The following is a 25,874-nucleotide window of genomic DNA, read 5'->3' on the forward strand; positions in this document are numbered from 1 at the left end:
GATTACGAATAAATACGCCGAATAGATTCACTGGGACGAAAAGACGCGGCGTCAATGGCTGAAGACGAACGCGATTTCGCCCATCGACCGGCATCACCGAAATCGATAACGTGCGAAAGGAAACTGGCGGGTATGACAACGAGAAAGTCGAAAAGCGGTTTCATGGCGGCAATCGGGCGTAGTGGATCATCGCCCCAAGCCACAGGCTGACGATCAGTTACGCGTTGATTGACGTAAACGCTTACGATCACCATTGCGGCGACCGGCGTATGTTAAGGCAGTGATTATTTTTGTGCAATCACGCCAACTGGCGAAACAGGCTTGCATAAACATGACAGGCGAGCGTGGTTTCGTCGTGCTTTAACGCGGTGAATGCTTTTGAAGCGCCGATTCAGGAAGGCGACAAACGAGTCCGCCCGCCGCCAGTGCGGCATGCGAACTCGTCGGTCAATGGAGATCTCTCAGATTCCAGCGTATCGCCGTTCGTGAATGACGGCGTGCCAAGACGGTAATCGACGGTAAGATTTGCATCAACTACGCTAAATCGCTACAGCCAACACTTCATTTCCAAATATTCCGGATAAGTTGCCAGAACGATTGATTCGCTGGACACCCTCGCATCTATCCGCTACGTAAGCCGTCGTAATTTACATAAATGGACGTGCATCCGTCGCCCTGTTACCGTTTTCGTGTCCGTGGCGTGGTTGCCGCGGATACCTCCAGATCGATTCCGCTCCGGAAAAGGTCTTTCCGTCGCGTCCACCCCGGTCGCGACGGCTTTTTATGTCATCGCTTGCGTCGTTTTGTTGAATCCCCACATGAACGGCCATCATGCCGAGCATGCATATCCGGTCCACGCCCGGAGCGAGCAACGCCTGGCGCGTCGAGCGCGATCCGAAGCGTGAGCGACGCCCGCCGGAACTGCCTCACGGCACCAGCACGGCCTTCGCGCCACCCGCGCCTTCGTACGCCATCGCCGCGTCGATCTGCGCATAACGGAACGTGTCGCCGATGCGCGTGCGAAACAGCGGATCGTCGATCACCGTTTCCAGCGCCTGCAGCGCGGCCTCCAGCCGCCCACGATCCTTGACGGTGGCGCTGTCGAAATTGCTGAAGCGGCGGATGACGAGATTCTTCATCATCACCAGCGCGCTCGGAAACGAGACTGGTGACGCCCCGTCCAGAAAGCCGTAGCACCAGATGGTCGAATTCACCGGCAACGCCGTGGCGACTTCGCTGAGCAAACTGCCGCCGACGCCATCGAACACGGCCGTCGCGTCGAGTTTGGCCGCGCATTCGGCGAGTTCAGCCGTGAAGCCTGCGCCGGTCACGATCACGTGCTCGACGCCCGCCGCGCGCAGCGCATCGCGCGCCGCGTCGGTGCGCACGAGGAAAATGGCCGGCAGGCCGCGACGGCGAGCGAGTACCGCCAGCGCATTGCCGGTCGCCGAATGCCCCGCCGTCACCACGATGCCGCGATGTCCGGCCGCGACGCTCTCCTCGATAAAGGCGTAGGCCGTCATGACGTTGACGAGCGAGCCGCTGTAATCGCACGACTCGACGTGGTCGGGCAGGATCAGGCAACTGGTGTACGGCACCTGCGCACGCTCCGACCACAAGCCCACGCTTTGCGCGCTGCGCCCGAGCGAGCGGTAGATCGCCACCTGACGGCCGACGTAGCGCGACGGCACGCCTTCCCCGACGGCGATCACCTTGCCCGCGCCCGACGCGCCCCAGACGTCATGCTGAATCGCGGGCAGCGCGACGCCCACCGACGCGGGCCGCTTGAGAAAGGTCTTGTCGCCGTGATTGATCGCCGACGCCGTCATCTCGATCACTACATGGCCCGCCGCCGCCTGCGCCGGAGCCGGCACGTCACGCACTTCCAGGTCCCGCGTCGCGGTCACGCAAATCGCTTTCATCGTTCTGTTCCTCCCGAAAAAGCCTCACCTTAACGGTCCGCATCCATTGCGAAAATGGCCACAATGGACATACCATCCATTCCATTCTGGAATTGACGACAAGGAACAACCCCGTGGATCGACTCGATGCGATGCGCCTCTTCGTCAGGCTGGTCGAGACCGGCAGTTTCACGGCCGTGGCGCGCGCCGAAGGCATGGGGCAACCGGCCGTCAGCAAGCAGATCGGCGCGCTGGAGCGCTATCTGGGCGCGCCGCTGCTTGCGCGCACCTCGCGCCGCGTGAGCGTCACGGACGCCGGGCAGGCGTTTTACGCTTCGGCAAAGGCGCTGCTCGACGATTTCGATCTCGCGGAATCGGCGGTCGGCGTGCGGCAGCAGTCACCACGCGGCCTGATCCGGCTCAGCACGTCGCCCGTGCACGGACGCCTGTGCATCACGCCGCTGCTGCCCGCGTTCTTCCGGCGCTATCCGGATGTGGAAATCCAGATGTCGGTCTCGGAGCGCCAGGTCGATCTGATCGGCGACGGCATCGATCTCGCCGTGCGCCACGGCCGCATGCAGGATTCGGCGATGATCGCCCGCAAACTGTGCGACTCGCCGTTCGTGCTCGTGGCGAGCCGCGCCTATCTTGCGACGCATGCCGCGCCCGCGCATCCCGACGACCTCGATGCGCACGCGTGCGTGGTCTTCGCGCATGGCCGGGAGCGTCGTCCGTGGATATTCGGCTCGGGCGACGAGGCGATGGCCTACCTGCCGCGCGGCCCGTTCACGACCGGCGACGCCGAGCAGATTCGCGCGGCCATTCTCAGCGGGCTCGGCGTGGCGCAAGTGCCAACGTGGGTTGTCGCGCCGGAGATCGCCACCGGCGACGTGCAGGTGCTGCTGCCGCAGTTTCAGCGCGACTCGCTGCCCACGCATCTGGTGCATCCCGCCGGCCGGCGCGTGCCCATGCGCGTCAAACTGCTGATGGATTTTCTGCTGACGGCATTCGCGGACGCGAGCTGAGACGATGGCGACGGCGACGGCCGGAGTGCATGGATCGTTGCGCACGCATCAAACCGCAGCCGCGACGCCCACCGTCATCAACATGCCATAAGCGGCTTGTACGCTCGGGGGTCACGAAAACTCCCCTCTGCGATTCGCATGCAATCCGTCACTCCAGTGTGCGATCGGGCATCCGTGCGCGCCGTCCGTTTCAGCGTCCTCGCGAGCGCCACGCTGGTGGCCCTGCAGCTCACGATCGGCTGGTGCGCGGATTCGCGGGCCATCATCGCCGACGGCACGCATACGCTCGTCGATCTGCTCGTCGACGCGGTGCTGTTCGCTTCGCTCTTTCTGCGCCTGCGGCAATGGCGCGGGATGCCCGCACGCGCCCTGTCGTGGACGCCGGCCACGCTGTGCACGGCGCTATCCGCGTTCGCAGGCGCGACGCTTCTCGCGCAGGGCATGGGCGCGTTCTCCGGCGATCCGGCTGCGGCAGCGGCAACATCGGCGACGACTGGTGGAAGCTCGGAAAGCTGGGTGCTGCTTGCGGCGTTGCCGGTCATCGCGATCCGCGAGTACATGGCGCGTCGGCTCGGGGCGACCGCCGAGTCGGTTTCCGATACCGACGCCCACGCGGCGAGCGTCCTGAGCGCGAGCGCCTGGCACGCGCGCATCGACGCCTTGTCGGCCTGCGCGGCCGCCGTGGGCGCGGGCGGCATCCTCGCGGGCTTCGGCGGGCTCGACCAGATCGCGACGGGCTTAATCGGCGTCATCATGCTCGCCACTGCGCTCTTTTCAGCCAACAGCCCGGTGCGCCAAGGTCTCGGACGCCTCAGAAACCTGGCGTCGCGCGCCCTCCGCGCACGCGCCGCCGCCGGGCAAAGCGGCAGCATCGAGGCCTGAGCGCCGCTACTGGCGTTGGCCGCACCACACTAAAACATCGGCGACATAAGCGCGCCGCTCCCCTCCGTCCATCGCCTTCCGTCCCCGCCAAAAGCTGCCATAACCCAACTGCCGCTCCGGTTATTCCGCCCACAATAAATGATAATGGTTATCATTTACAAATCCTGACGACGTAGACACCCGGTCTGCGTAAAGGGCACCTACAGGAGCCTCGATCATGCAACGGCACGCCATGCCTGCTCCCAGCCACCCGTCCGCACGCGATTCGAGCCTGACCCAGTGGCAAACCATCACGCGCCGGGCAATCGCCGCGGCGCGCGAAACCGGGGCGGCCTCGTCGCTTGCGGGCCACGAGGAAGCGCTGTGGATCGCGCGTCAACTGCTCGCCGCGCCGCCGCCCGCGCACGCGGAGGATTGCGTGGCGGCCTTCGTCGTCTCATGTCACAACCTCGCCGATCTGCATATCGATCAAGGCGACAGCGACACGGCCGCCAGCTATCTCTGCCGCGCGCACGAAGCGCTCATCGCGCTGATCCTCGACAACACCCGAACCGCCTCGCTGCGCCAGGCCGCGTTGCGCCACAGTCGCGAAACGCACCTCGCGCTCGTCGCTCACGTAGCAAGTCACGGCGCGCATCCGCTCGTGACGCGCGTCCTGCGTAGCGCCTGCCTCGCATTGAACGTCGACGGCCCCACGCAGCACTGACCCTCCACTGAACTTTTTGCTGCGCCACGCGGCCAGCCTCGCAAGGAGTCTTTCGATGTCCTATGTTTTGCCGGATCTGCCGTATGCGGTCGACGCGCTCGAACCGCACATCGATACCCGCACGATGGAGATTCACCACTCGAAGCACCATCAAACCTACGTCAACAATCTCAACGCCGCGCTCGAAGGCACCGAGTTTCAGGATCTGCCGGTCGAAGCGCTGGTCGCGCGCGTCGAGTCGCTGCCCGAAGCGCTGCGTCCGGCGGTGCGCAACAACGGCGGCGGCCACGCCAATCACAGCCTGTTCTGGACCGTGATGTCGCCGCGCGGCGGCGGCGAGCCCGATGGCGCGCTGGCCGCCGCGATCGACGCCGATCTGGGCGGCTTCGCGGCGTTCAAGGACGCCTTCACGAAGGCCGCGCTCACGCGCTTCGGCAGCGGCTGGGCGTGGCTCAGCGTGAACGCGCAAGGCAAGCTCGTGGTGGAAAGCACGGGCAACCAGGACAGTCCGCTGATGGCCGGGCTGATGTCGGGCAACACGCCGATTCTCGGCCTCGACGTCTGGGAACACGCCTACTACCTGAAGTACCAGAACCGGCGTCCCGAATATATCGGCGCCTTCTACAACGTCATCGACTGGGCGGAAGTCGCTCGCCGATACGCCGCCGCACGCGCATAACGACACGCAACACGCGCATGGCGCCCGGCGTCATGCGGGAGGCTCGATGAACACGGCGACAGACAGCTGCACGCTCACCGGGCGTGCCACCACGGCGATCCGCGAAGTGCTTGAGGGCGGCCCACGCGGACCGCGTTCGATGCTGCTGTTCGCAGGCCCGGCCGTGATCGCGTCGATCGCGTACATGGACCCGGGCAACTTCGCGACGAACATTCAGGCAGGCGCGGGCTTCGGCTACTCGCTGCTGTGGGTCGTGCTCGCGGCCAATCTCGTGGCGATGCTGTTTCAGGGGCTGTCCGCGAAACTCGGCATCGTCACCGGCCGCAATCTCGCGGAGCTGTGCCGCGAGCAGTTCTCGCGTCCGGCCGTCTACGCGATGTGGGTCGTGAGCGAAGTGGCCGCCATGGCGACCGACCTCGCCGAATTCCTCGGCGGCGCAATCGCGCTCGCCCTGCTCTGCAATCTCCCGCTGATCGCCGGCATGGCGATCACCGCCGTCGTCACTTACGCCATCCTCCTGTTCGAGAAAAACGGCTTCCGTCCGATGGAAATCGCCATCGGCGCGCTCGTTGCCGTGATCGGCCTGTGCTATCTCGTCGAGATGTTCATCGCGCCCGTTGCGTGGAGCGAAGTCGCGCGCCATGCGCTGATTCCGTCGATGCCCGGCGGCGGCGCGCTGATTCTTTCGGCGGGGATCGTCGGCGCGACGGTGATGCCGCACGCGATCTATCTGCACTCGGGGCTGACACAGAACCGCGTCGTCGGCGGCGATGCGCGCGAGCGGCGCTTGCTGGTGCGCTTTTCGAATCTGGAAGTAATCATCGCGCTGTCGGTGGCCGGACTCGTCAACATGGCGATGGTGGTCATGGCGAGCGCCGCGTTTCATGGCAGCCACAGCGACATTGCGGAAATCGGCACGGCCTATCGCACGCTCACGCCGCTGCTCGGCGCGGGCGCCGCGTCGCTGTTTCTCGTCTCGCTGCTGTGCTCGGGCGTGTCCAGTTCGGTCGTCGGCACGATGGCCGGGCAGATGATCATGCAGGGCTTCGTCGGCTTTCGCATTCCGGTCTGGCTGCGTCGACTCGTGACGATGTTGCCCGCGTTCGTGGTCGTCGCGCTCGGCGTGAACGCGACGCAGGCGCTGATCGTCAGCCAGGTCGTGCTGTCGTTCGCGCTGCCGGTGCCGATGATCGCGCTGGTGTGCTTCACGCGCCGCCGCGACATCATGGGCGAATTCGCCAACGGACGCTTCACCGATATCGCGGCCATCGCCGCCACGGGCGTCGTTCTGGTGCTCAACGCGGTGTTGCTGCTGCAGACTCTGGGCATTGCACTGCCGGGACTGAGCAGCGCGTAAACGCAGTTGGCATCGATGCAAAAAAAGCGGCGCGCGCCTCGATGGCGCGCGCCGCTTTGTGTTTGGCGCTACCTGGATCTCACATCACGAATACGCGCGGCCCTGGTAATCCGTCCACTGCTGCGTGCTGAAATCGTAGAGCTTGCAGTGCTGCGCCGTCGAAAAATACCAGCGCCACGAAAACGGCTGGATCACGATGCGCTCGGGCAGCAACGTTTCGAGCGTCGATTGCGCCTCTTCGAGCCGGTACAGCGGAATGCTCATGTCGAGATGGTGCGCGGTGTGCTCCATGATGTGATGCATCAGCGCGCCGAAACGCCATTTGAACGTCAGATGCACGGTGGTCGAGATGAACGGCTGCGCGTTCGCCCACGCCGTGCGGTCGTCGTACCAGCGCACGCGCGCGTGCGTGTGGTGCACGTAGACGACGAAGCCGATCATCGAGCACCAGAACAGGAACGGCACCGCGAAGCCGAACACCAGCAGCACGAACACCGATTGCCCCGTCGCGAGCGCCGCCGCGACCAGGCCGCCCAGCCAGAACACCGCGTACACGGCAACGAGGCAGCAGTCGCGGAAGAACACCGGACGGCGCGTCGGCATGGCGGCCTTGGTCGGGAAGAACATGCGGCGCCACCAGATCTCGATCATGTAGTAGAGCCCGGGCCCCCAGCCGCTACGATAGATGCGCTCCATCATGCGGCGCGGTGCCGACAGCGCACGGAATTCCGCGAGGCTCAGCGGCGCCCAGATGAAATCGAAACCCTTGAGGTTCGTATAGCCGTGATGCACGACGTTGTGCCCGACTTCCCAGAGGCTGTACGGCGTAAGCGACGGCAGGAACGCGATGCGGCCGAGCCATTTGTTGAGCGTGCGGCGCGGCGTGAGGCTCTGATGGCACGCGTCGTGTCCGATGATGAACAGACGGCCGATCACGAAGCCCGAAAGCAGCGCGCCGGCGAACTTGAGCCAGAGGCTGCGCGCGAACACCACGAGCGCGATCAGCGCGGCAAAGATCGCATAGTCGATCAGCAGGAGGACGATGGGATAGACCGTCGTGCGTCCCGAGAGCGAAACCAGCCACGAGCGCAGGATCTTGCGGTGCGGCAGCGGGTCACCTGGCGGTATAGGCTGGACAGGTGCAGTCATAGTTCGAATTACCTCGATGATTGATAAGAAGCAGGCCGCCAACGCCAGGCGCGTGAGCGCGTGCGAAACGCGCGGGCGGCAATCATGCGTTTGCGGCGCGGCCCTTTCGGGCGGCGCGCCGCGCACCCGGAACCTTTAATCAGTATCCCGAGGGCCGTATTGATAGAGATCAAGTTTTTGAAAGTGGCTAGTCGGCGCTATCGACCGATGCCGTATTTCTGGATGCCGTCACGCGTTCAAGCGCGTCGGGGTGCTCGACCAGAATGCATTGCTTGCCCGTTCGGGCGCAGTAATCCTTCACGCGCCACCAGTCGCCGTGACTCACGCAGCCGGCCTGACAGATGACGAGATCAGCGTCGGCAAGACCCGCTTTGAGCTGTTCCGCACTGGCCGCGTTCGTGCGCACGAGGCGCACGCCGCTCTCCGCGAGCGCCCGTTCGGTGCGCGCGGTTTCGTCGGCGTGCTGGGCGGTTTCGCGGTCCTGCGCGATCCACATGACGACGCGCCTGCGCTCGGTCGGCGGCGCAGCCGTTCTCGGCTCGCTCGCGGCGTTTGAGGCGTTTGAGGCGTTCGAAGCGCTTGAAGCGTTCGAGGCGGCGACCGGCGCGCGCTTCGCTTCGGGAGAGCGGCGCATCAGCGCGTGCACTCTTGCTTCGAGCACGCGCACCTGCTGGGCGAGCGCGAGGCGCTTCGGCAGCCCCGCAATCGCCGTTTTCACGTCGTGCAATTCGTCGCGCGTCCACGCGAGCGCGGTTTCGCGGATCACCACGGCGGCCCGCAGTCGCATCGCCTGGGCTTCGAGCGCCGCGATTCTCTGCGCCTGCGCGTCGATAACGGCCGACGCGCGCCGTTGCGCCCGCCCCAACTCCCGAACCACCCTGCCGTGCTCGTCGCACAGGCGCACCCAGTTCAGATCAGTCGCCGTCATGTTCATTCACCCTCGCAGGCATTCGCGTCCGAATTGCTCGTTTTGATCCCCACCATAATAGCAATGATTCTCATTTACTAGAAGTCTCCCTCCCGACGCTGGGGGGAATGCGCGGCGCGATGCGCGAGCGACAATGCGCTGGGGATGGGTCTTCGAGGACGAGTGCGGCCTTGCCTTCGGCCAGTGGCGTCGGCGTTTGCGGCGGATGGAGTCGAGCGTGCGGCGCGCGGCGAGACGCCGCGGCGGGATGAAGCAGGTAACAGCACGAAAGATTTAAATGGCGCGGAACGCGAAGAAACGCCCGCGCAGTCGCGACTCCTCAGTCGCGACTCAATTGACCACGCGCTCGCCCGGCCGCAACGTCAGCACGCGCACGCCGTTGCGCGTCACCGCGACCGTGTGCTCGAACTGCGCGGACAGTTTTCCGTCGCGCGTGACGACCGTCCAGCCGTCGTCCTCGGTCTCGACGGCGGCGCGGCCCTGATTGAGCATCGGCTCGATGGTAAAGACCATCCCTTCGCGCAGCGTCAGCCCCGTGCGCGGTCGGCCCCAGTGCAGCACCTGCGGATCTTCGTGCATTTCGCGGCCGATGCCGTGCCCGCAATACTCCCGCACGACCGCATAGCCATTGCGCCGCGCGTGCCGCTCGATCGCATGCCCCACGTCGCCGAGCGTGGCGCCGGGACGCACCGCGCGAATGCCCTTCCACATCGCCTCGTAAGTCACATCCACGAGGCGTTTCGCGAGCGGCGACACTTCGCCGACCAGATAGGTCTTGCTGGAATCGGCGATATAGCCGTTCTTCTCCAGCGTGATGTCGAAGTTGACGATGTCGCCGCTTTGCAGGATCTCGCTCGCGGACGGCACGCCGTGGCACACCACATGATTGCGCGACGCATTGAGCGCATAGGCGTAGCCGTACTGCCCCTTGCTGGCCGGCCGCGCCTTGAGTTCGTTGACGATGAGACCGTCGACGAGATCGTTCACCGCCATCGTCGACATGCCGATCAGGCTCAGCCGGTCCAGACGCGCGAACACGTCCGCGAGCAATTTGCCCGACTCCGCCATCAGCGCGATTTCCTCTGGCCGCTTCGTCACGCCGACGCCACCTTGAGCGCTTCCGCCGCCACGCCCGCGGCGCGCAGTTCGCGCTTGACGATCTCGTTGAACGGCGTCGTCGGATTCATTTCGCACAACATGCCGACCTTGATCCAGAACGCTGCCTGCGCGTTGATCGAGCGGCACGACACGCCGCTCGCCTTGCGGATCTGATCGTGCAGATCGTCGTCGATATTAACAATGCCCACTTGCTGCTCCGTATATATGATCCATATACGAATCATATATACGATGCCGCAAGTCGTGCAAGCGATATCTGGCTCAGCCCGCTTCGAGCGCGGGGCGCAACTGCTTCGTGTCGCGGCTGGGCGGCGCGCCGAACATGCGCGCGTACTCGCGGCTGAACTGCGACGCGCTCTCGTAGCCGACCGCGAACGCCGCCGCCTCGACGCCGATCGCCTGCGACAGCATCAGCCGGCGCGCCTCGAGCAAGCGCAACTGCTTCTGATATTGAACCGGCGTCAGCGACGTCAGCGCCTTGAATTGCCGATGAAACGCCGAGCGGCTCAGTTGCGCGACCGAGGCGAGTTCGTCGACGTGAATCGGCGCGGCGTAGCGCTGGCGCAGCGAACGGATCGCGTTCATCACGCGTTGCGAGGGGCTGTCCGCGAGCGCGAAGCGCGCCACCTCGCCGCCGTGCGGCCCGGCCAGCAGCCAGTAGCTCATCTCGCGCCGGATCAGCGGCGCGATGGTCGCAACCGCCTCGGGCGTGTCGAGCAGGCGCACGAGGCGCAGCGCGCAGTCGGCGAGCGGGCCGTCGAAATCGGTCACCAGCACGCCCCGCGCGCGCTGCGAGGCGGCCACGGGCGGGCGCGGCATCTGCTCGACCACGCTGCGCAGTTCGCCCAGATCGAGTTCGACGATCAGCACGAGGCAAGGCTCGTCGGGCCGCGCTTCGAACACGCGGCCGAGCGACGGCGCTTCCACGCCGACCACCAAGGCCTGGCCCGCGCGGTATTCGAGCTGGCTGCCGCCGAACGTCGCCCATTTCGCACCCTGCGCGACGATGCACATCGCCGGACTCGCGAGCCGGTAGGACGGCGGCGTCGGGTGATCGGAGCGAAGAATGAGCACGCCGTCGATGGCCGTGGCGTAGGGACTTTGCGCGGTCTGACGCTGCGTGTAGCGCAGCATCGCCGCGGCGAGCGGAGCGGACATGATCGGGACAATGACGAAGAAAGTGGGCGGACGACGTGCGCCGAGCATACTCCGCCCGAGCACAATCAGGCAGAAATCAGGCGCGTTTCGGCATTCAAGCGCCCCCTCTCGCGTTCATAAAATCGCGGTACCCACTGATTGAATGAGAGAGGAAAACCATGTCACAGACGACTCAACCCCTTTCCGGCCCGATCGCGATCGTCACCGGCGGCAGCCGCGGCATCGGCCGCGATACCGTGTTGCGCCTCGCGGCGCGCGGCGTTCGCTCGATCTTCACCTACCGCTCGAACGAGCAGGAAGCGCAGGCCGTGATCGCGCTGACGAAGGAAGCCGGCGCGCCCGGCGTGGCGCTTCGGCTGGACACCGGTGTTGCCGCCGGGTTCGAGGCGTTCGCCGCGCAGGTGCGCGACACGCTCGGCGCGATGGGCGCGCAGCGCTTCGACTATCTGGTCAACAACGCGGGCACGTCGTCCGCCGCGAGCCTTGCCTCCGCGACGGAAGCCGAACTCGACGCGCAATTCGCCGTCCATTTCAAGGGCGTGTTCCTGCTGACGCAGAAGCTGCTGCCGCTGATGAACGACGGCGGGCGCATCGTCAATATCTCGTCCGGGCTGGCGCGCTTCGCGTTTCCGAATCGCGCCGTCTACGGGCCGATGAAGGCGGCCGTGGAAGCGCTCACGCGCTATATGGCGCTCGAACTGGGGCCGCGCCGCATCGCGGTCAACGTGGTCGCGCCCGGCGCGATCGCCACCGATTTCAGCGGCGGCATGGTCCGCGACAATCCGGAAGTCAACAAGGCGGTCGCCGATCACACGGCGCTCGGCCGGGCCGGACTGCCGCAGGACGTCGGACCGGTGATCGCCGGGCTGCTGTCGAACGATTTCGGCTGGGTGAACGCCCAGCGGATCGAAGTCGCGGGCGGGATGCATATCTGACGCGCGGTTTGCCGCGCGTCAACGCAAAAGCGGCGCTCCGGGAGCGCCGCTTTATTTGACCGCCCTGAATCAGCGGTCCTACTGCGCGCTCTTACTGCGCAGCGGTCACGGGCTGGGCTTCGACCGTGCGCACCCAGCCGCGCGTGTCCGGCGCCTTGCCGCGCTGGATGTCGGTGAGCAGCGTGCGCAGCTGGCGCGTGACCGCACCCTCGCCGCCGTCGCCGATCTTGAACTCGCCGCCGGCGTGACGCACGGCGCCGATCGCCGTGACGACCGCCGCGGTGCCGCAGGCGAAGGTTTCCTTGACACGGCCCGACGCCGCATCGGCTTGCCATTCGTCGAACGCATACGGCGCTTCATTGACCGTGAAGCCCTCGGCGCGCGCCAGTTCGATGATCGACGCGCGCGTGATGCCGGGCAGGATCGTGCCCGACAGCGGCGGCGTGCGCAGCGAATTGTCGTCCATGACGAAGAAGATGTTCATACCGCCGAGTTCCTCGATCCAGCGATGCGAGGCGGCGTCCAGGAACACCACCTGGTCGCAGCCGTGCGACGAGGCTTCCGTTTGCGCGATCAGGCTGGCCGCGTAGTTGCCACCGCACTTGGCCGCGCCCGTGCCGCCCGGCGCGGCGCGCGTGTAGTGATCCGACGCCCACACCGTGACGGCCGACTTGCCCGACTTGAAATAGGGGCCGACCGGACACGCGATCACGCAGAAGAGGAACTCCGAAGCCGCGCGCACGCCCAGATAGTTCTCGATGGCGAACATGAACGGACGCAGATACAGGCTGCTGCCTTCGCCGCCCGGCACCCAGGCGCGATCGATGTCGACGAGCGCTTCCACCGCGCCGACGAACAACGCTTCCGGCAGTTCGGGCATCGACATGCGGCTTGCCGAGGCGCGGAAGCGCTTGGCGTTTTCCTGCGGGCGGAACAGCGAAATCTCGCCGTTTTCACGACGGTAAGCCTTCATGCCTTCGAAGATTTCCTGGGCGTAGTGCAGCACCGCGCAGGCCGGATCGATTTCAAAAGCGCGGCGGGGACCAACTTTGGCGTCATGCCAGCCGAGGCCTTCCTTCCAGCGGATCGTGACCATGTGGTCCGTAAACACCTTGCCGAATACGGGGTCAGCTAACGACGCGGTGATGGCGGCGGCGGGCGTCGGCTGCGGGTGGCGTTCGAGGGTAAACTCGGGCTGGGGAGTGGCAGTCTTGTTCATGGCGTGTAAAAAAGCTGGAAAAATGCGCCCGTAATGGTCGGCGGCCCTCCAGTATGGCAATTTCGTCGCGGACGCGCCAGCGAACCCGCTTATTTGTGCAGTGCAGTAACGGCGGTTTCGACGTCGCAGCCTGCTTTCGTCAAGCGCGGGTGGACGGTGGAGCGACGGCTGGCGACGGCTGCGAGTCGCCATGAGTCGCCATCTGTGCCGGAAGAATGACCGATCTGCGCTCGCGCCTTGCGGCGCTTCCGGGCGGAACCTTGGGCGACGGCAATCCGCTCCGCAAACAATTTCCGCCGATCCGCCCATTACTCAGGATTACCAGGAAAATCGCCTCGGCAAGAAGTCGACACCCGGGCCTTTCCAGATCACCCACGCTTAATTTGTCGGGATACGATGCGCTCTCGCCAGGAGCATTGCGTGAAGGAAAATGTAAGGAAAATCATCGCTGAGTTGAATGCACGCGGCATTCAGTTGCCGGACGGCGATATTCGCCTCGGTGGCTTCGGCGACTCCGCAGCGCTTTCGAATTCGCTGATCGATCTGATCGTTGCCGGCGCGAAGCGCGCAACGTCCAGCCTGCTCTGGTCGTGGCACTTCGACAACGAGACGCCACCCAGGACGGGCGACGTCAAAATCGTTCTCGACTGGCAGGGCGCGCCCGCCTTGATCCGCCGGACCACGCAAGTCGACATCACGCCGTTCGATTGCGTGGCCGCGGATTTCGCGGCCGGCGAAGGAGAAGGCGATCTTTCGCTCGCGTACTGGCGAAACGAACATTGGCGCTTCTTCAGCGAAGAATGCAGGCGAATCGGCCGTGTGGCGGAAAAGACCATGCCGGTCGTATGCGAGCGCTTTGAAGTGCTTCGGGCGCTGACGCCCACGCAATGAATTGTTAGCGGCTAATCTCGGCTAATCTCGACCAATCCCTATTCCCACTAACGATCGCTAACCCGCCCCGATCCCATGTAAATCCCTGCTCGTCCCGCACTACCTCATGTCGCCGCAACCCTCACGGGTGCGGCCGGTTTTGCACGAACAGGGAATTGATCCATGGAATTCAATCCGGACACGGGCGCGCTCGCGCCCTCGCCGCAACTCGCCCATTCCGAAGAATGGTTCGGCGCTTATCGCGACTACTGGTGGAACGCCGATTTTCTCGACCTGATGGCCCAACGCTGGCGACTCGCGGATCGCCACAGTCTGCTCGATATCGGCTGCGGACAATGTCACTGGAGTCGCTTGCTCGCGCCGCGCATGGCGCGAGGCGTGCACGTGAGCGCGCTCGATCGCGATGTCAAATGGGCTGCGGGCGACGCTGCGATTGCATCGGCATTCGCGGCTTTCGGCGCGAGCGTCGCGTTTCGGCAAGGCGACGCCCAGGCGTTACCGTTCGCCGACGACAGCTTCGACGTCGTGACCTGCCAGACCGTACTGATCCACCTTGCCGACCCGCTCGCCGCCTTGCGCGAAATGCGCCGCGTCGTGCGGCCCGGCGGCATCGTGATCTGCGCCGAACCCTGCAATCTGGTGCAGGCCGCCCTCGCGAACGCGACAACCACCGACCTGTCGATCGACGAGCTTTGTGATGCGTTTCGTTATGCGCTGCTGTGCGAGCGCGGCAAGCGCGCGGCCGGAGAAGGCGTGTTATCGCTCGGCGATCGCTTGCCGCGTGTGTTTCAGCTCGCCGGATTCACCGGCATTCAAACCTGGCTCTCGGATAAAGCCGCGCCAATCCTGCCGCCTTACGACGATCACGAAACGCGCGTGAATCTGGCTGAATTGAATGCGGCGCATGACGACGCTCGCGCGGCATTGTGGGAGAGTCAGGTCGATGGCTGGGTCGCGGCGTTGCATGACGTCGAAGCACAGGCGTTCGTGGCCGGCATCCACGCAAAACGCGCCGAAAGCCAAAGCGAATTGCGCGCGTTGATCGATGCCCAATGCTACTGGGACAGCGGCGCAACGCTCACGTATTTAGTCTCGGCGGGTAAATAACGGCGAGGTGCGCGGGCAAGACGCCCGCGCATTCGACATGCCAATGTCCCCATACGGCGAGCGCCGGGCGGACGAAATAAAAAGTGCCAGCAGTCGCTGGCACAAGCCGATCTTGCCGGGGAAGCAAACACGGCGGGGAAATCAGTGAACCGAATTAACTGTTCGGTACAAATCAGACACGCAGTGTAATCGCGACGCTCCAAAAAATCCATGACTCCCCAAATTTGTTTTGTAACTCGCGTGAATAAACATCAGACGAAGCGCGGTCGATTCAATCGATACGAATAATTCGAACGAACGGTTGTCTTATTCGCCGTCGCGAATCACACGTTGTTGATCGGGCGTGTCGCTGGACGCACTCATGCGTTCCCGATAGCGAACGTAATCGGCACCCGGCGACGTCTTGGCGATATACATCGCGGTATCGGCCTTCGCCAGCAATTCTCCGGCATGGTCGCCATCGGCGGGAAACTCGCTCACGCCAATGCTCACGCCCACATCGACCGAATGCGAGCCAACGGGCACGGCCTGGCGCATTGCGGCCTGAATGCGCGCCGCCGTCGAGTCGATCGCATCGGGCGAATGCACGTCGCCCGCGAGGATCACGAACTCGTCGCCACCGAAACGCGCGACGATATCCGTCTCTCGCAGCGCCGCGCGCAGACGCTGCGCCACCACCACGAGCGCGGCGTCGCCGGCGGAATGACCGAAGTGATCGTTGATCTGCTTGAAGCCGTTCAGGTCGACGAACAACACCGCCAGTTTTTCGCCGCCCAGCGCAGCGCGACCGATCGCGAATTCGAGCTGATCCATGAAACGCATGCGGTTCGGCAAACCGGTCAGCGCGTCGTGCCCCGCGAGATGCGTCAACTCTTCCTGACGCGCGTGCAGTGCGTGCACCTGCGAGCGGATCTCGCTGCGCATGCGCTCGAAACAGCGCGCGAGCACGCCAATTTCATCCGAACGCGCAACCGGCAGACGTTGAATCGCCGCGTCGTCGAAGATGTGCGTCACCGCATGGGCCAGCGTGCGCAGCGGACGCACCAGCGCACGCGCGAACAGGATCGCCAGCACGATCGCGATGACGCTCGATATCAGCGCGAGCCACACGATCTGCGCACCCAGCGCGTTGGCGGGTTCGAGCACGTCGCTGAGCGGCCGCGCGAGCCCGAGCGTGACGAAGTGCCGGTCGTCCACGACGCCATATGGCAGGCGCGCGAACGCGAAGACCTCGGCGGGCGGTTCATGCGCGTGCGCGAAACCGTTAAAGGTCACGTTCGACTGGTTGCCGTCGAAGAGCGCCGCGGTGAGCGGGAAAGTTTTCTGCATCAGCACACGGCGCCCGCGCGCGAAACCGAAGGTCTGCGACGGGTCCGGATGCACGAGAAAATCGCCCCACTCGTTCGCCATGTACACCGCGTAATCGGACGGCAAATCGCGTTCGATCCGCTCGAACACGCGCGTCAGATCCACGTCGATCACGAGCACGCCGATGTTGCTGCCGCTCGTGTCCGCGACGGGCGTGCCGATGCGCACCACCGGCTGATCCGGGTCGGACGCCCCGCCGCCCTCGAGTCCGATCTGCGAAAGATAGACGTGCCCCGCATTCGCGGTCAGCGTATCGAACACATAGGGAAACTGGCCTTTCTCCTGCAGTTCGTCGTCGGGCACGACCGTGATGCCGTGCTCGCCGCGCGCAACGCGCACGCGTTCGAGGCCGAAATTCGAACGCGAAATCAGACGGATCTGCCGATACTCGGGATGTTGCAGCATGAAGCCGACGAAAACCTGCTTGAGCCGCGTGCTGCCGAGCCCGGACGCTTCGCCGAGCGCAACCTGCACCGACGACGGCAGCGTTGCGAGCACGAGCGCGTCGGCGGCGACGTCGCCGAGCGCGGCGGTGAAACGCTGGCCGAGGAGCTGCGTCGAGGTCAGCAGGCTGCGCTCCGCTTCGCGCATGAGCAGCCGGCGATTGGCCTGATACGTCGAATAGCCGGTCGCGCCCGACGCCAGCACGCCGATGCACACCAGCAGGATCGAGAGCCTCGCCGTCAACCCGAGCTTGATCATTGCGGGAAGGTCCTCAAGCGATCACCCGATTCGATGCGCTGCCAGAGCGCCTCGCGCTGGCCGATGTTCTCGACGAGTTGCAGCCAGACGAGCTTCGGCCCTGCATCGGACGCGCCGCCGGGCACCGGCATCATCGTGTTCGCAAGCCCTTCGCGCTGCGTCAACTGCTTGCCGATCTCCGGCTCCTGCATATAGTCGAGCCATTGGTGCGCGAGGTCCAGATTGCTGGCGTTGCGCGTGATCGCCCAGCAATCGAGCCAGGCGAGCGCGCCTTCGTCGGGCATCACGTAGCCCACGTCGACGCCCGCCTTGCGCAACTGCTCGACCTGCTGCGTACCGTAATTGCCGAACATCAGCGCCGCGTGATGCTGCACGAACAGCGCCGTGGCCTCTTCGGGCAGTGTGTAATAGGTCAGAAGATTGCGCCGCAAATTCACGAGCTCGCGCGCGACATCGCGCATCTGCCCGGGCGTCAGATGAAACGGATCGGGATAGCCCAGCGCGAGCGCCGCGAACGAGAAGTTGTGCTGCGCGCTATTGAAATCGAGCACCTTGCCGCGATAGCGCGGATCCCACATCACCCGCATCGAACTCGGCGCGACCGCAAACTGCTTGCGGTCGTAGATGAGTCCCATCGACGACCAGGTGAACGGAATGGCGTATGCGTGACCGGCATTCACGAGTCCGCGAATGTCGGAGAGGCGCTGAAAAAACGGCTGCTGCCAGCGGCGGTTGGGAATTTTCGTCAGGTCGAGCGGGCTCAGCATGCCCGCCTGCGCGTAGCGCGCGATCTCGGCGGTATTGGCCGCGAGCACGTCGAAGGGCGGCGGCACGGCGCTATGCATCTGCGCCCACAGCGCTTCATCGGAATCGACGATGGTGACTTCGACCTTGGCGTGAAAGCGCTTTTCGAACGCCTGGACCCAGTCGTCGTCGGCATAGCCGGGCCACGCGAGCACGCGCAACACCGACTGGCGCGGCGTGTTGGAGTCCGCAAGGGTGCCGGTCCAGAGAAAGCTCAAGCCGAGAATGACAACGGTGACGGGCGTCACCCATCCACTCTTGCGGCAACGACTGCCCGCACCCGGAATGACCCTGCCAACGACGGTAGTGAAGCGTCGCCACATGTCGCCAACTTATTCGATGCCGTTTTAAGGTTCCGCGTCGCACGGTCCCCTTTTTGACAGAACGAAGACATGGCTTCGCTCGCCCCCGATTCAAAGCGGGAAGCCGATATCGACGATATCGAATATCACACGTGCCGGATTCCCGACGCATATTCTATCGAAGAAAGAAAATGAGAATATGCGTTTCGGGTTTTTATCCACACTGGAGAAAAACGGTCGTTTTAAATGGGCGATTCGTGTAGTGCGGATTGCTGTTTCGTGGATGGAATGGCGGCGTAATGAAGAAGTCATTGAATTGGCGATGACTACACCGCGCGCCGCTCATCGATTCGACTTCACCTCGCTATCGCCACCATCGCAAGCGCCGGGTCCGCTGCCCATTCCTGCAACGATCCATCGTAGATCGAGACATCGTCGCGGCCCGTCAAGGTCAGTGCGAGTGCATCCACGGCGGCTGAAATTCCGCCACCGCAATACACGCAAACCGGCTGTGCGCGATCGAGCGCGCCCATCGCCGCGTGCAAAGCGGGAACCGCCGCGTACCGCCCGCTTTCATCGAACAGCCCGCGTGCGGGCACATTCACACTGCCCGGAATATGCCCGCGCCGCGCATAGCGGCTCGCCGAAACACCCGAAAACACCTCAGCCGACAACGCGCACACCAGCGTGCTGCGAACCGCACCCGCCACGATCGCTTCGACATCCGCGCGGTCGGCCCACATCCCTGCGCGCTCGCGCACCTCGATATGCCCGCGCGCCACCGCCCTTCCCGGCCCGCTTTCGACCGGCAGATCCGCCGCCCGCCAGGCGCGCCAGCCGCCATCGAGCACACGCGCATCGATGCCGATCCAGCGCAGCATCCACCAAAGCCTGGCGGCCCAGAATCCATCGGCGCGATCGTAGATCACCACGCGCGACCCGTTGCTCACGCCCAGCGTTTCAAGGCCGTGCGCGAGCGCGGACGGCGCAGGCCGCATGAACGACAGCGTTTCATGCGGCGCACTCAACACGGCGCTCAGATCGGCATGACGCGCGCCCGGCACACGTTGCGCGAGCCAGCCGTCGTAACCGCTCGCCACGCGGTAATCGCCGTCGAAACGCGGCGACGGCAATTCCACATGCGCGTCGAGCACCACGAGATCCGGCTCGCCCAACTCGCGAGCGAGCGCCGCCGCTTCGACCAGCACGTCGGCGCGTCGTGCATCATATGTCCGCTCATTACTCATGCTTGGTTATCCTGACGATACCGATTTCGTAACCACGCAAGCAGACGCATGCCGTCCTCGCTCTCGAACCAGCGCGCGTGCCCGATCAGATAGCCATCGTACGCAGCGTTCACGCCCGTTTCATCGCCGAGGATATCGTCGAAATATTCGACTTCGAGCAGCGCGAATTCGGTGTGCACGATTGGCAGCAGCGCGAGCAGCGCTTCGTGTTCGGCCTCGCTCAACGGCGCGAGCGACGCGTAGCCGTCGAGCAGCGCGGCGATCTGCTCGTACTGCACCGTGCGCGTTGCGGGCGCGGCGAGCCAGTCGATCGTATTGCGCTCGATGGCAAGCGCGAGATCGTAGACCGCACAGGTGCGATCCGCGAGACCGAAGTCGAGCACCGTGCGCACCTGCGCGCCCGGCGCGGCATCGGTCCACAACAGGTTCGACGCGTGCCAGTCGCCGTGCGTCCACTGAGAGCGAAGCGCCGGCAGCCACGGCACGAGCCGCGCGTGAGCGGGCGCGATGACCTCGGCGATATCGGCGCGCCAGTTGTGTTTCGCCAGCGAGCGCGCGAGGCCGGGCTGCGCCTGCACCCAGGCGTCGAGCGTCGGTTCGAGCGTCGGCGAACTCAGCACGCGAAAGCTCGACAGCAACGGCTGAAACGCGCGCGCAGGCGCGTCGTAATCGGCGGCGGCCAGATGCAGACGCGCCAGCGTGCGGCCCGCCGACCACGCGTGGCTCGCGTGAAAAAACGGCTTCCACGACATCACGCCGCGATACGCGTCGAGTCCCGGCGCGGCCGCGTGCACCTCCCAGGTCCAGCCGTCCTGCGCGATGGCCGTGCGCCCCGCGCGATCGGCGAGCACCTCCGCGACCGGCACGCCGCGACTGCGCAGATGCGCGATGAAGCCGTGTTCTTCCGCGAGGCCCGCAACGCTGCGCAAACGCGCGTGATGACGCTTCACGAACCACGCGCGGCCATCGAGCGTATGCGCGAGCACCGCCGATGAAAACGGCCGCGGGCTGTGCCACGCGATCTTCGCGAGCGGCGCGAGATCGGCAAAACCGGCGAGCAGGCGCTCGACTTCGTCACGCGTGATGAGCGGCCAGTCGCGCTCGGCCTTCTCTCCGTCGACTGTGAATTGCGGCGCGGCGCGCGCGGCGGCGTCGTGCGTGTCGGCTTTCGCGGCGGGGTCGATATCGTGGTCGTTATCGTTATCTTGTTCGTGCTTCATGATGTCGATGATCTCGTTGGCGTGGCCGCATCAAACCCGGCTGCCCGACGCCGCATACGCGGCCTGCTCGGCATCGGCACGCAACGCACGCGACCAGTCGCGCCAGCCGAGCGCCGCCAGCAGCAGAAACAGCGCGTACAGCCCCGACGTGAGATACAAGCCCTTATAGATGAACACGCCCACGTAGATCACATCGACCACGATCCACAAGGTCCACGACGCGATGTAGCGCCGCGCGGTCCAGTATTGCGCGACCAGACTGAACGCCGTGAGCGAGGCATCGACCCAAGGCAGCGCCGCATCGGTGAAATGCGCCATCGCCGCGCCGAGCAGCACGCTGCCGATCACCGCCGCGAACAGATCGGGCGCGAGACGCGCGAGCGTCAATCCGCCGACCGGCACGACCGGCTGCGCATCGTCGCTCGCCTGCTGCGCGCCGCCGCGCTGTTGCGCGAGCCAGCGGTGCCAGCCGTAGAGTTGCAGCACGGCGAATGCGCCTTGCAGGAGCGCATCGGAATAGAGCCGCGCGTCGAAGAAGATCCAGCCATACAGCGCCACCGAGGCCAGCCCGATCGGCCAGCACAGCATCTTGCGGCGCGCCGTGAGCCAGATGGCGAGCGCGCTGACGATAACGCCGATGATTTCGAGTGCGGACATGATGTGTAGAAGGTTCCTTGCCGGATAGCAGTCGTACGTGCTGATGCTTGCTTATGCTGACTTATACGTGCCTGACTGCCGCGTATCGTCGGGCAGAAAGGCGTTGGTAAATGCGTGCGGACTCTGCGAGGCGTCGCGCAGCACGCCATGCCGGCCAAGCCATTGCGCGTAAGGATGCACGAGCGCCTCGCGCTGCACGCCCCACGTGCCGTCGTGCGTCCACGTGGGCGCGATCAGCGGCAGCGAGCGCTTGAGCAACGCGCGCGGGAAATACGGAATCACGCGCTCCAGCGACGGCAACGCCCGCTCGGGCTCCTGCGCGACCGCCAGATAGCCGCGTCGCGCCGCCGCCAGAAACCCGCGCACGAGTTCGCCGCGCGTTTCCAGCGTGTCCTCGTGCGCGCCGAGCAGATAGCTATGATAGGCGGGCGCGCCGATTTCATCGACCGGCCAGATGCGCCGCTCGTCGTCCGGCACGCGCGAGGCGAACAGCGTGTCCCATGCCCAGTAGCTGCCGAAAGAGGCATCGGCCTCGCCGTCGAGAAAGCTTTCGGGTGGCAGCTCGCGCACGCCGCTATCGACGATGGTGATCGCGTCCGGATCGCCGCCGTCGTGCGCCACGAGATGGCGCACCATCGCCATGCCGCGCGGCGTCGGGTTCAGCGCGAGACGCCGTCCCGCCAGATCGCGCGGCCGTTCGATGCCGGTGGCCGCGACGGTCTGGATCGTCTCCAGCGCGCGATGGTTGATCGCCGCGATGCCGACGAGCGGATGGCCCGCCTCGCGCTGCACGAACAGGCGATTGCTCGGGAACACGCCAAAGTCCACGTCGTGGCGCGCGAGATGCGCGAGCGCGTCGCCGCGCGCCGGGTCGGGCACGACGATTTCGACGTCGAGTCCCGCCTCGGCGAACCAGCCTTCGTCTCGCGCCACATAGAAGCCCGCCGCATTCGTCCACGGATGGAAGTACTCGAGCATCAGGGTCATTCGGGTCATGCAATTTCTCCAGCGGCCACGGCCACGCGAACGGAAGTCATCAGAAGTCGTAAGTCACGGACAGACGCGCCGTGCGCGGCGCGCCGAGGAACAGATACGCGTCGCCCTGCTGCTCGCCCGCATCGCTCCAGTAGTAGCGGTTGAAGAGATTGTCGACCCACAGGCGCACCACCGTGCGATGGCCCGCGAGCTTCGTCGTGTAGCGCGCGCCCGCGTTGAACACGATCCAGCCCGGCACGCGCGCCGTGCCTTCCTCGTTGGCGTTGCGGCTCGAACTGTATTCGATGCCGCCGAGCAGATCGAATCCCGCGAGGCCCGGCACCGACCAGTCCGCGTTGAGCGCCGCGCGCAAGGCCGGCACGTTGATGACCTGATGTCCTTCGTACGCGGGCGTGCCCGAATCGTAGGCGCGCGCGCGAATCGCCGCGACGCTCGCTGTCACCGACACGCGCTCCGTCACGCGTCCCGACGCCGACAGCTCGATACCGTCGTGACGTTCCGTGCCGCGCTGCACGAAGGTATAACCGGCCTCGGACGCATCGGGCTCGGCATACTGGAACGGCTTGCTGATCGAAAACACCGCCGCCGTGAGACTCAGGCGATTCGCCCAGTCGTACTTTGCGCCGATTTCATACTGATGCGACTCGACGGGCGGCAGGAACTCATAAGCATTGCTCGCACGCACGGGCGCCTGATCGCCGAGCGACAGATCCTTGCTGTACGACGCATAGAGCGAGAGCGGCGCAACCGGCTTGTAGACCAGCGCGATCTGCGGCAGCAACGCCGATTTGTCGGTGCCGGTCTCCGGGCCGTCCTGGCTCGTCCACGCTTTCTGGCGCAGGAACACGGCGCGGCCGCCCGCCAGTACTTCCCAATGCTCGCCGAGACTCACGCGGTCGGTGGCGAACAACGAATACTGCCACGCGTCGAGTTGCGGATACGACACGCTCGGCGAATTCGGCGACGGCGCGAAGTCGACATCGTCGCCATAGATGTTTTCGCTGCCCACGTAGTCGTAGACCGCATCGGACAGATGCACCACGCGATGCAGCGCGCTCGTGCCGAACAGCACGTCGTGGCGCAGCGGACCGGTCGTGAATTTGCCGTCGACGGCCACGCGTATTTCGTCGTTGCGGCGATATTCGCCGGGGCTGCGATAGTCGTAGACATCGTAGTCGCCGTTCGAGCTGAAGAAGTACGGCGACGTGCCGCCCGCGCCGCAACTCGACACGTAATAACAGCCATACGCGAACGCAACGTTATCGTCGATCATCGTGCGGCTGCGGCCGGCTGCCACATACGCGCGCCAGTTGTCGTTGAACGCGTAGTCGAAGCGGCCGTTGATGTTGAGCGCGTCGGTGGTCACGGGTTTGGCCCACGACTGCGCGCCCAGCAGTTTCGACGACGACACCGCCGACGGCACCACCGTGCCGCCCAGCAATTGATAGCCCGACGCCGAACGCTGAATCCACTGCTGGAATTCCGCGTTCAATTGCAGGCTCGCGCGCGGATCGATGTTCCAGTCCGCCGCGATCGAGCCGAAGGTGCGCCGTCCGTTCGTGCCGTCGATGTACGAATGCATGTTCTCTTTCGCGGCATTCACGCGCAGGCCGAACTGATCGTCGGGACCGAAGCGCCGCCCGAGATCCACGGCCGCCGATGTCGAGCCGCGGCTGTCCACGCCGGCCGTCACGCTCGCCACATTCTCGGGGCGCTTGCTCACGTAGTTGACCACGCCGCCCGGCGAAATCACGCCGCTGTCGATGCCTGCGAGACCCTTGAGGATCTCGACGCGCTCCTTGTTTTCGAGCGCCACCTGCTGCTCGCCGGACAGCGTGAGACCGTCGAGCCGATAGGCGCTCGCCGGATCGAGCGCGAAGCCGCGAATCGAAAAGCCCTCGTAGTAGCCGACCGGCGCGTAATCCTTGTTCACCGAAGCATCGTTGCGCACCACGTCGCTCAGACGTTTGGCCTGCTGATCGTCAAGCTGCGCGCGCGTGACGACCGTGATCGACGCGGGCGTATTCTGCAGCGACGCATTGTCGTAGCCCGCGACCGACGCCGTGCGGGCGCGCCATGCGTTGCCGCTCGCGCCGTTGACCGTGACGGTCGGCAACACCGCGTTACTGGCCGATGCGGCCACGGGCGGCGCGGCCTTATCAGCCGGTGTTGTCGGTGTTGCCGCTTGTGCCTGATCCGTCTGATCGGCTAGCGCTGCGGTGGCCGCGATCACATTCGCCGCCATCAGACTCACGCTCAGACCGACACCAACGCCGACGCCCAGACGCACAGGCCCCGCGAATCGCCGCGCCACGACGCGCGGTACGGATGCCGCGCGTGATCTCCCCGAATATCGTTTCATGTATTTCCTGCTGATGGTTCCGCCCTTGAACGAATTACGGCGCGATTGCGTTGACACGCATAAAGCCGTATTCGCATAGGGATTTGCGGAATAACGAAATCACCGTTTGCAATATATGAATTGCATGGCACTCCGACTCAAATGTGCCCGCTATACTGCGCGAAACGGCATTCGAACATAGCCGCGCCGCGCGGTCCAATGACTTGTTGTCGTTGTGGTGATAACCGGCGGTGATAACTCGCGGATATGAACTTCCATTTACTCAAATCCTTCGTCACGCTCGCGAACTCGCTGCACTTCGGCACCGCCTCGCAAACGCTCAATCTCTCGCAGCCCGCGCTCACCAAACAGATCAAGCGGCTCGAAGACGATCTAGGTGCGCCGCTGTTCCATCGCGACCGTCACGGCACGGCGCTCACCGAACTGGGCCGCTACTTTCTCGGCGAAGCGCGGCCGCTGGTCGAGCAGGCCGAACGCGTGTTCTCGCAGGGCAAGCGCGCCGCGCGCGGCGAAGTCGGCCGCCTCGCGATCGGCTACAGCTTCTCGACGGTGGACACCGTGTCGCGCGTGTTGCCGCGTTTTCGCGCGCGGTTTCCCGACGTCGACGTCACGCTGCACGATCTGTCTTCGGCGGAACAGATGGAACGGCTGCTCGAAGGCAGCCTTCAGGCGGGGTTCGTGCGTCTGCCCGTGCAGGCCGGTCTCGCGCACCGGCGCATTCTTTCCGACCGGCTCGCGCTCGTCGTGCCGCGCACGCTCGCGCACACCATCGCCGGTTTCGACGTCGAGGCGCTGCGCACGCTGCCGTTCCTGATGCTGCAACGCGCGCGTGCGCCGGGTCTGCACGACCACATCGTCCGATTCTGCGCGTCGCGCCGCTTCGAGCCGCACTCCGTGCAGCACGCGAACGAGTCGCTGACGATCCTTTCGCTGGTCGGCGCGGGGCTCGGCGTGTCGATCATGCACGAGTCGGCCTTGCATTCGCCCGGCGACAAGGTCGTGTGCCTGCCGATCGAAGATGCCGACGCCCGCTGGGACGTCGGTCTTACATGGCGCGACACGGGTGCCGATTCGATCGTCGAGAACTTCGTGGCCCTGCTTCCGGAAGCCGATGCGAAGGCGTGGATCTTACAGGAAAGCTGAGGCGGCGGACCGAGCTT

Annotated in this window: 23 protein-coding genes; 9 read left to right on the forward strand and 14 right to left on the reverse strand. The window is 65.0% G+C overall.

Translation table 11 applies throughout. The features are described 5' to 3' along the window. Nucleotides 1-926 precede the first annotated feature (926 nt). Nucleotides 927-1,922 (reverse strand): zinc-binding dehydrogenase, encoded by a 996-nt coding sequence (locus SB764_RS08410; RefSeq protein ID WP_183716796.1) that lies wholly within the window; start codon nt 1,920-1,922, stop codon nt 927-929. 113 nt (nt 1,923-2,035) lie between these two features. Here SB764_RS08410 and SB764_RS08415 point away from each other — a divergent pair, with 113 nt between their 5' ends. The 5 genes from SB764_RS08415 (at nt 2,036) to SB764_RS08435 (ending at nt 6,550) form a co-directional block, all read left to right on the forward strand. Next, a complete protein-coding gene (locus SB764_RS08415) occupies nt 2,036-2,926 on the forward strand; it encodes a LysR family transcriptional regulator (protein WP_065060584.1) in 891 nt (296 codons plus the stop codon). A 174-nt stretch (nt 2,927-3,100) separates the two neighbouring features. Then, nucleotides 3,101-3,808, forward strand: a complete 708-nt coding sequence (locus SB764_RS08420; protein ID WP_183716795.1) for a cation transporter — start codon at nt 3,101-3,103, stop codon at nt 3,806-3,808. A gap of 232 nt (nt 3,809-4,040) precedes the next feature. After that, on the forward strand, nt 4,041-4,514 hold the full coding sequence (locus SB764_RS08425; protein ID WP_082991948.1) for a DUF2753 family protein: 474 nt from the start codon (nt 4,041-4,043) through the stop codon (nt 4,512-4,514). A 55-nt stretch (nt 4,515-4,569) separates the two neighbouring features. Next, the gene (locus tag SB764_RS08430) at nt 4,570-5,193 is read left to right on the forward strand and encodes a superoxide dismutase (RefSeq protein WP_183716794.1); all 624 of its coding nucleotides are present in this window, start codon (nt 4,570-4,572) and stop codon (nt 5,191-5,193) included. Nucleotides 5,194-5,239: 46 nt separating this feature from the next. After that, nucleotides 5,240-6,550, forward strand: coding sequence for an Nramp family divalent metal transporter (locus SB764_RS08435; protein ID WP_183716793.1), 1,311 nt, complete (start codon nt 5,240-5,242; stop codon nt 6,548-6,550). A gap of 84 nt (nt 6,551-6,634) precedes the next feature. On the opposite strand, the gene SB764_RS08440 is transcribed toward SB764_RS08435, so the two are convergent. From SB764_RS08440 to SB764_RS08460, 5 genes are all read right to left on the reverse strand, one after another. Then, nucleotides 6,635-7,699, reverse strand: a complete 1,065-nt coding sequence (locus tag SB764_RS08440; RefSeq protein WP_065060580.1) for a fatty acid desaturase — start codon at nt 7,697-7,699, stop codon at nt 6,635-6,637. A 187-nt stretch (nt 7,700-7,886) separates the two neighbouring features. Next, complete coding sequence (locus SB764_RS08445) at nt 7,887-8,627, reverse strand: DUF2325 domain-containing protein (protein ID WP_237181561.1); 741 nt, start codon at nt 8,625-8,627, stop codon at nt 7,887-7,889. 330 nt (nt 8,628-8,957) lie between these two features. Continuing rightward, nucleotides 8,958-9,725 (reverse strand): type I methionyl aminopeptidase, encoded by a 768-nt coding sequence (gene map / locus SB764_RS08450; protein WP_074986227.1) that lies wholly within the window; start codon nt 9,723-9,725, stop codon nt 8,958-8,960. Next, nucleotides 9,722-9,934: a ParD-like family protein gene (locus tag SB764_RS08455; RefSeq protein ID WP_410863204.1), complete on the reverse strand. Its 213-nt coding sequence runs from the start codon at nt 9,932-9,934 to the stop codon at nt 9,722-9,724. The genes map and SB764_RS08455 overlap by 4 nt, the downstream gene beginning before the upstream one ends. Before the next feature lie 73 nt (nt 9,935-10,007). Beyond that, nucleotides 10,008-10,904 (reverse strand): AraC family transcriptional regulator, encoded by an 897-nt coding sequence (locus tag SB764_RS08460; RefSeq protein WP_110328640.1) that lies wholly within the window; start codon nt 10,902-10,904, stop codon nt 10,008-10,010. A gap of 158 nt (nt 10,905-11,062) precedes the next feature. Between SB764_RS08460 and SB764_RS08465 the strand changes: the two genes are divergently transcribed. Then, nucleotides 11,063-11,839 (forward strand): SDR family NAD(P)-dependent oxidoreductase, encoded by a 777-nt coding sequence (locus SB764_RS08465; RefSeq protein ID WP_065060577.1) that lies wholly within the window; start codon nt 11,063-11,065, stop codon nt 11,837-11,839. A gap of 91 nt (nt 11,840-11,930) precedes the next feature. On the opposite strand, the gene SB764_RS08470 is transcribed toward SB764_RS08465, so the two are convergent. Next, nucleotides 11,931-13,058 carry a branched-chain amino acid aminotransferase gene (locus SB764_RS08470; RefSeq protein WP_065060576.1) on the reverse strand — a complete coding sequence of 376 codons (1,128 nt, stop codon included), beginning with the start codon at nt 13,056-13,058 and terminating at the stop codon, nt 11,931-11,933. Between the two features lie 237 nt (nt 13,059-13,295). On the opposite strand from SB764_RS08470, the gene SB764_RS08475 reads away from it, so the two are divergent. Together SB764_RS08475 and SB764_RS08480 are read left to right on the forward strand one after the other, a co-directional pair. Beyond that, a complete protein-coding gene (locus SB764_RS08475) occupies nt 13,296-13,949 on the forward strand; it encodes an ASCH domain-containing protein (RefSeq protein WP_410863207.1) in 654 nt (217 codons plus the stop codon). Between the two features lie 162 nt (nt 13,950-14,111). Next, on the forward strand, nt 14,112-15,056 hold the full coding sequence (locus tag SB764_RS08480) for a class I SAM-dependent methyltransferase (RefSeq protein WP_065060574.1): 945 nt from the start codon (nt 14,112-14,114) through the stop codon (nt 15,054-15,056). 306 nt (nt 15,057-15,362) lie between these two features. Here SB764_RS08480 and SB764_RS08485 read toward each other — a convergent pair whose 3' ends face one another. The 7 genes from SB764_RS08485 to SB764_RS08515 form a co-directional block, all read right to left on the reverse strand. After that, nucleotides 15,363-17,126 carry a sensor domain-containing diguanylate cyclase gene (locus SB764_RS08485; protein ID WP_183716792.1) on the reverse strand — a complete coding sequence of 588 codons (1,764 nt, stop codon included), beginning with the start codon at nt 17,124-17,126 and terminating at the stop codon, nt 15,363-15,365. Then, a complete protein-coding gene (locus tag SB764_RS08490) occupies nt 17,123-18,253 on the reverse strand; it encodes an extracellular solute-binding protein (protein WP_410863210.1) in 1,131 nt (376 codons plus the stop codon). The genes SB764_RS08485 and SB764_RS08490 overlap by 4 nt, the downstream gene beginning before the upstream one ends. A 335-nt stretch (nt 18,254-18,588) precedes the next feature. After that, complete coding sequence (locus tag SB764_RS08495; protein ID WP_410863212.1) at nt 18,589-19,479, reverse strand: sulfurtransferase; 891 nt, start codon at nt 19,477-19,479, stop codon at nt 18,589-18,591. Next, nucleotides 19,476-20,699 carry a phosphotransferase enzyme family protein gene (locus SB764_RS08500; protein ID WP_410863214.1) on the reverse strand — a complete coding sequence of 408 codons (1,224 nt, stop codon included), beginning with the start codon at nt 20,697-20,699 and terminating at the stop codon, nt 19,476-19,478. Before SB764_RS08500 ends, SB764_RS08495 begins: the two co-directional genes overlap by 4 nt. Nucleotides 20,700-20,729: 30 nt before the next feature. Beyond that, on the reverse strand, nt 20,730-21,356 hold the full coding sequence (gene pnuC, locus SB764_RS08505) for a nicotinamide riboside transporter PnuC (RefSeq protein ID WP_410863216.1): 627 nt from the start codon (nt 21,354-21,356) through the stop codon (nt 20,730-20,732). 51 nt (nt 21,357-21,407) lie between these two features. Then, entirely contained in the window at nt 21,408-22,352 is a 945-nt protein-coding gene (locus SB764_RS08510; protein ID WP_410863218.1) for an ABC transporter substrate-binding protein, read from the reverse strand. A 40-nt stretch (nt 22,353-22,392) separates the two neighbouring features. Further along, entirely contained in the window at nt 22,393-24,714 is a 2,322-nt protein-coding gene (locus tag SB764_RS08515; RefSeq protein ID WP_410863220.1) for a TonB-dependent siderophore receptor, read from the reverse strand. A 246-nt stretch (nt 24,715-24,960) separates the two neighbouring features. On the opposite strand from SB764_RS08515, the gene SB764_RS08520 reads away from it, so the two are divergent. Then, nucleotides 24,961-25,857 (forward strand): LysR family transcriptional regulator, encoded by an 897-nt coding sequence (locus SB764_RS08520; protein WP_321902556.1) that lies wholly within the window; start codon nt 24,961-24,963, stop codon nt 25,855-25,857. Nucleotides 25,858-25,874: the final 17 nt, after the last annotated feature.

Source organism: Paraburkholderia sp. SIMBA_027, from assembly GCF_046535315.1.
In the GTDB taxonomy this organism is placed as follows: domain Bacteria; phylum Pseudomonadota; class Gammaproteobacteria; order Burkholderiales; family Burkholderiaceae; genus Paraburkholderia; species Paraburkholderia tropica.